At 76.5% G+C, this 5,344-nt stretch carries 5 protein-coding genes and 1 pseudogene; all 6 read right to left on the bottom strand.

Annotated elements, in window-relative coordinates; translation table 11 throughout:
• A partial coding sequence (eboE, locus tag GWI24_RS39775; protein WP_210950900.1) for a metabolite traffic protein EboE occupies positions 1-882 on the bottom strand: 882 nt, incomplete at its 3' end.
• A 10-nt stretch (positions 883-892) separates the two neighbouring features.
• A complete protein-coding gene (locus GWI24_RS39770) occupies positions 893-1,777 on the bottom strand; it encodes a TatD family hydrolase (protein WP_210950899.1) in 885 nt (294 codons plus the stop codon).
• Positions 1,777-2,460, bottom strand: coding sequence for an EboA domain-containing protein (locus GWI24_RS39765; protein ID WP_210950898.1), 684 nt, complete (start codon positions 2,458-2,460; stop codon positions 1,777-1,779). Before GWI24_RS39765 ends, GWI24_RS39770 begins: the two co-directional genes overlap by 1 nt.
• On the bottom strand, positions 2,454-3,356 hold the full coding sequence (locus tag GWI24_RS39760) for a sugar phosphate isomerase/epimerase (RefSeq protein WP_210950897.1): 903 nt from the start codon (positions 3,354-3,356) through the stop codon (positions 2,454-2,456). The genes GWI24_RS39765 and GWI24_RS39760 overlap by 7 nt, the downstream gene beginning before the upstream one ends.
• Entirely contained in the window at positions 3,353-3,847 is a 495-nt protein-coding gene (locus GWI24_RS39755) for a hypothetical protein (RefSeq protein WP_210950901.1), read from the bottom strand. The genes GWI24_RS39760 and GWI24_RS39755 overlap by 4 nt, the downstream gene beginning before the upstream one ends.
• 1,107 nt (positions 3,848-4,954) lie before the next feature.
• Positions 4,955-5,341 (bottom strand): annotated as a pseudogene (locus tag GWI24_RS39750) (UbiA family prenyltransferase); the annotation flags it as partial.
• Positions 5,342-5,344 lie beyond the last annotated feature (3 nt).

Genomic DNA, 5,344 nt, shown 5'->3' with positions numbered 1-5,344 from the left:
CGCCTGGTCGAGGTCGTCGGTGCCGGTGACGCCGCCCTCGGGCGCCCGGGTGCGGGTCTGGTGGAGGAAGCGGGGCTCGGCGAAGGCCGCGAGGGCCTCCCGTACGGCGGGCCGGCCCGGGTCCTCGGCGTGCAGCGCGGCGGACAGCTGCGCCTTGACGACCGGGACCCCGGCGGCGGTGAGCGCGCCTGTGGCCGTGTGCGGATCCTCGAACTGCGTCGCCAGATGGCAGGTGTCCAGGCAGACCCCGATACGGTCCAGGGGCGGGCCGCCGGGCGCGGTGAGCGCCTCGATGGCCTGCGCGGTGGTCTCGACGGTGCAGCCGGGCTCGGGCTCCAGGCCGATGCGGACGGACCGGCCGGTGAGCTCCTCGATGGCGTCGAGCCGCTGGGCGAGGGTGGTGAGGTGGCGGCGAGCGGCGCGGGCGGCGTCGGCGTCGAAGGGCGCGCGCCAGGCGAGCGGCAGGGTGGAGACGGAGCCGTCGGTGATGTCGTCGGGGAGCAGCGCGGCCAGCAGCCGGGCCAGATGGGTGGTGTGCTCCAGCCGCTCCGGGTCGGTCCAGTCGGGCTTGTAGACGCGGTACTTGACCTCCTGGGCGCCGAACCCCTCGTACGGGAAGCCGTTGAAGGTGACGACCTCCAGGCCGCGCGTGTCCAGCGCGGTGCGCAGCCTGCGCAGTTCGGCGGGGTCGGCGCTCAGGGTGCGGGCGGCGTCGCGGGCCAGCCACAGGCCGATGCCGAGCCGGTCGCGGCCGAGGCGGCGGCGTACCGGTTCGCAGTGCAGCCGGAGCTGCTCCACGACGCCGTCGAGGTCTTCGGCGGGGTGGACATTGGTGCAGTAGGCGAGGTGGACGGTGGAGCCGTCGGGGTGGCGGAAGCGCATGGGGTCCTCCTCACCGTTCCGTCGGCGCGGCGGCCGGGGCGCCGCCGCGCAGGATGGAGTTGCCCTCGTGGGTGGCGGTGGCCTCGGTCTCCTCGGCGTCGAGGTCCAGGTCCAGGCGGCCGCTGAGCCCGTAGAACGCGACCGGGTTGCGCCACAGCACCAGGTCGACGTCGTCCTCGGTGAAGCCCTCGGCGCGCATCAGGTCGCCGACCTCGCGGGTCTTGAGCGGGTCGCTCCTCCCCCAGTCGGCGGCGGAGTTGACCAGGACCTTCTCGGGTCCGTACGCGCGCAGGATCGCGACCATCCGCTCCTCGTCCATCTTGGTGTCGGGGTAGACCGAGAAGCCGAGCCAGCAGCCGCTGTCCTTGGCCTCCTTGACGGTGGTCTCGTTGAGGTGGTCCACCAGAACGCGGTCCGCGGGCAGCGCGGACTCCCCGACGACGTCGAGGGTGCGGCGCAATCCGGCCAGCTTGTCGCGGTGCGGGGTGTGGACGAGGGCGGGCAGCCCGTGGTCGGCGGCGAGCTGCAACTGGGTGGCGAGGGCGGCGTCCTCGGCGGGGGTCATCGAGTCGTAGCCGATCTCGCCCACGGCCACGACGCCGTCCTTGACGAGATAGCGCGGCAGCTCGTCAAGGACGGGGGTGCAGCGCGGGTCGTTGGCCTCCTTGGGGTTGAGCGCGAGGGTGCAGTGGTGGGCGATCCCGTGCTGGGCGGCCCGGAAGGGCTCCCAGCCGAGGAGGGAGTCGAAGTAGTCGTAGAAGCTGGCGGGCGAGGTGCGGGGCTGCCCGAGCCAGAAGGACGGCTCGACGAGGGCGCGCACCCCTGCGGCGTACATGGCCTCGTAGTCGTCGGTGGTGCGGGAGGTCATATGGATGTGGGGATCGAAGATGCGCATCAGGACTCCTCGCGGGTCAGGGCGCGGGGCGCGCCGGGCAGGGCGCGGGTCATGGCCAGTACGCGGTCGAGATCGCCGGGCACGGGGCGCCCGGCGGCGGTGCGCTCACGGGCGTAGTCGCCGAGCATGCGGCCCAGCTCGCCGTCCCCGCGCGCCCGCCGCTCCCAGTCGGCCACGGCGGTGAGGGGCACGCCCGTGAACAGGCACTTGAGCACGGCCTGCCGCCAGCTGTGCGGCGGGAGATGCCGAGCGGCGTACGGCCCGACGGCGGCGGCCACGAGCCGGATGTCGTTGGTCCGCAGGGCGTCCTCGACGAGCGGCACGGCGTCGGCCCCGGCGAAGAGCCCGAGATGCGGAAGCGCCCGCAGGACGGCCCGGCGCTCGGCGCCCGTGCCGTGCGCGTACAGCCTCGCGACGGTACCCGCGTCCGCGCGCGCGGCGTGGAGGATGAGGACGCGGGCGGCGTCGGGGAGGTCATGGGGGGTGAGGTCGTCGGCGGCGGGTCGGGTGGTGCGGACGTGGCGGCCCGCGGAGGCGAAGTCCAGCTCCCAGCGGGCAGGGCCGGGAGCGTCCGGGCGCGGCCCGGATTTCGCCGCGTCCGTCAGGACGCTGTCCAGCCAGGCGCGGCCCGCCTCGTCCAGGCGCCGCTCCACGGCGGCGCGGAGTTCGGTCACGGTCAGCATCGGACGCCTCCCTCGCTCGCGGCCCGTTCGGCGTCCTTGAGGAAACGCAGGGAGGTACGGGCCAGTTCGGGACCGGCGTGGGAGTGGCGGGGCAGTTCGACGCCGACGAGTCCCCGGTACCCCGCCGCGCGCAGCGCCTCCAGGACCGGCGGGAAGTCGATCTCCCCCTCGCCGAACGGCAGATGCTCGTGCACCCCGCGCCGCATGTCCTCGATCTGCGCATGCCGCACCCAGGGCGCCGCCGCGCGGACGCACTCGGCGGGCGGGTCGGGTTCCAGGCACTGGCAGTGGCCGATGTCGAGGGTGAGGCCGAGGGCGGCAGGATCGCCGAGCGCCGTGCGCAGCCGGTGGAACCCGGCGAGGTCGGCGAGGAGATGCCCCGGCTCCGGCTCGATCGCGAGGCAAACGCCCACCGCCGCGGCGGCCACCACCACCGGCCCGAGGGCGTCCGCCAGCCGCCGCCACGCCGTCTCCGCGGACTCACCGGGCGGCAGCACCCCGCTGAAGCAGTGCACGGCCGGCGCCCCGAGGTCGGCCGCCACCCGCACGGCCCGCAGCAGCAGATCGACCCGGGCGCCACGGGCCTCGGGGTCCGGATCGAGCAGGGTGGGGTGGTGCTTGCGCCGGGCGTCGAGCACGTACCGGGCACCGGTCTCGATCGCGACACCGAGACCGAGCCGCTCGAGGTCACGGGCGACGCGGCGGGTGCGGGCGGCGAGGTCCGGGGCGAGCGGGTCGAGGTGCATATGGTCGAGGGTCAGCGAGACGCCGTCGTAGCCGAGGTCGGCGAGCAGGGCGAGGGCGTCGCTCAGGCGGAGGTCGGTCAGACCGTTGGTGCCGTAGGCGAAGCGGAGGGGTTCCGGGGTGGGGCGGCTGGGGTCGCCGGTAGGGCTCATGTCGCGCTGACCTTTCTCGACAACCGGCGGGCGACGGGCATCAGCGCGAGCAGCCCCGCCGCCGTACGGTGCGCCCCCGCGCGGGAGGCGAGCACGGCCTGAAGTGGGATCATCGCGCGGATGCCGCTGCCGACGGCACGCTGGAGGAGGTACGGGGACGGGTTGAGCGCGGCATGCGCCAACGGCCGGGCGACCGTGGCCACATACCCGCCCGCGAGGGCGACCCCCGCGAAGCGGCTGACCGCCGCGCCGCGCGAGGTGGTGGCCCCGATGTTCCGGGCCACCCCGGCCCCGGCACGTGTGCCGCCCGGCGGGGCGGCGTGTCCGGTGGCGGCTGTAGCCGCCGCGACGAGTCGCGCTGCCGGGGCGCCGCGCCATGCGACTACGCCCTTGCCCCGCGCATGGGCAAGCCCCTGGGCCGCGGCGCCCTGGACGACGGCCGGGGCGGATGCGGCGGCCTTGGCCGCCACCGCCCGGGCGGTGGCGGCCATGTGCCGCGCCACCGCGCTCCGGCTCCGCGTGCCGGTGAGCGTCCTGCCAACGGCCTCGCCCCCAGAGGGACCTCGCCCCGACGCAGACACGGCGCCCACGGCAGGGAGGCGGCCCACCTGTGCGAAGGCGCGCCGAGGAGCCCGCCGCCAACCGGGGCGGTTGCCCCGGCCCGGAGAAGCGGGGGCGGTCACAGCCCCCGCGAGCCGCCTCGCCGGAGCACCACGGCGTGGCCCCCCGTGGGAGAGCCCCCTGACGAGAGCGGCGATGGCGCCACCGGCGGCCACGCCACCCGCCGGAGCACCACGTCGACGCGTGGTGGCCCCTTCCCCCGATGTAGACACACCGCCCACGGCGGCAGGGAGGCGGCCCACAGCCGCCCCGGCGAGCCGCCTCGCCGGAGCACCACGGCGTGACCCCGCGTCGGAGAGCCCCCTGGCGAGAGCGGCGATGGCGCCACCGGCGGCCACGCCACCCGCCGGAGCACCACGTCGACGCGTGGTGGCCCCTTCCCCCGATGTAGACACACCGCCCACGGCGGCAGGGAGGCGCCCCACAGCCGCCCCGGCGAGCCGCCTCGCCGAAGCACCACGGCGTGACCCCCCGTGGGAGAACCCCCTGACGAGAGCGGCGAAGGCACCACCGGCGGCCACGCCACCCGCCGGAGCACCACGTCGACGCGTGGTGGCCCCTTCCCCCGATGTAGACACACCGCCCACGGCGGCAGGGAGGCGGCCCACAGCCGCCCCCGCGAGCCGCCTCGCCGAAGCACCACGGCGTGACCCCCCGTGGGAGAACCCCCTGACGAGAGCGGCGAAGGCACTACCGGCGGCCACGCCACCCGCCGGAGCACCACCGGTAGCTATGGCACCCACCGGAGCGCCGCTGGTGGCCCCGTCCACCACCGCGCCCCGCGCGCCGTGGCCCGCTTCAGGGCCGCGCCCCGAAGCGGGGGCCGGGCGCCTGGCGGTGGCCCAGGCGATGGCCGCTCCCGTCGCGAGGGCGCCGAGCGGGGCCGTCGAGGAGCCGCCGGTCGCCTCGCGGCGGGAGACCGTGGTCACCGCGAGGGTGTGGGCGCCCAGGAGGGCGGCCGGGCGGAGGGCCGGGCGTATGTGCCCGGCGGAGGCCGTGGCGCCGAGGAGGAGGTCCAGCGCGCGGGCGGCGGCCATGGTGGCCGGGCCCGCGGGCGTGTTCTTCAGCCCCAGGTCGTACGCCCACACCGTGCCCGCCAGGGCCGTCGCCGTGGCGAGGGCCGGGGGACCCGCGGCGGCGGCGCAGAGCAGCCCGGCGGCGGTCAGCCCGGTCGCGGCGGTCAGCGCCGCGGCCGGGGCGATACGGCCCGACGGCAGCGGGCGGCCGGGGCGTTCCACGGCGTCGATGTCCCGGTCCGCCCAGTCGTTGAGCGCCATGCCCGCCTCGTACAGGCACAGTGACGTGCAGACCGCGAGCGCCGTGCCCCGGTTGGGGCCGCGCCGGGCCGCGGCCGCGCCCGCCAGGCC

The sequence above is a fragment of the Streptomyces sp. MK37H genome (genome assembly GCF_018035285.1).
Classification (GTDB): Bacteria; Actinomycetota; Actinomycetes; order Streptomycetales; family Streptomycetaceae; genus Streptomyces; species Streptomyces endocoffeicus.
The sequence above is the reverse complement of the archived record's forward strand: the minus strand, read 5'-3'. Positions and strand labels throughout refer to the sequence as shown.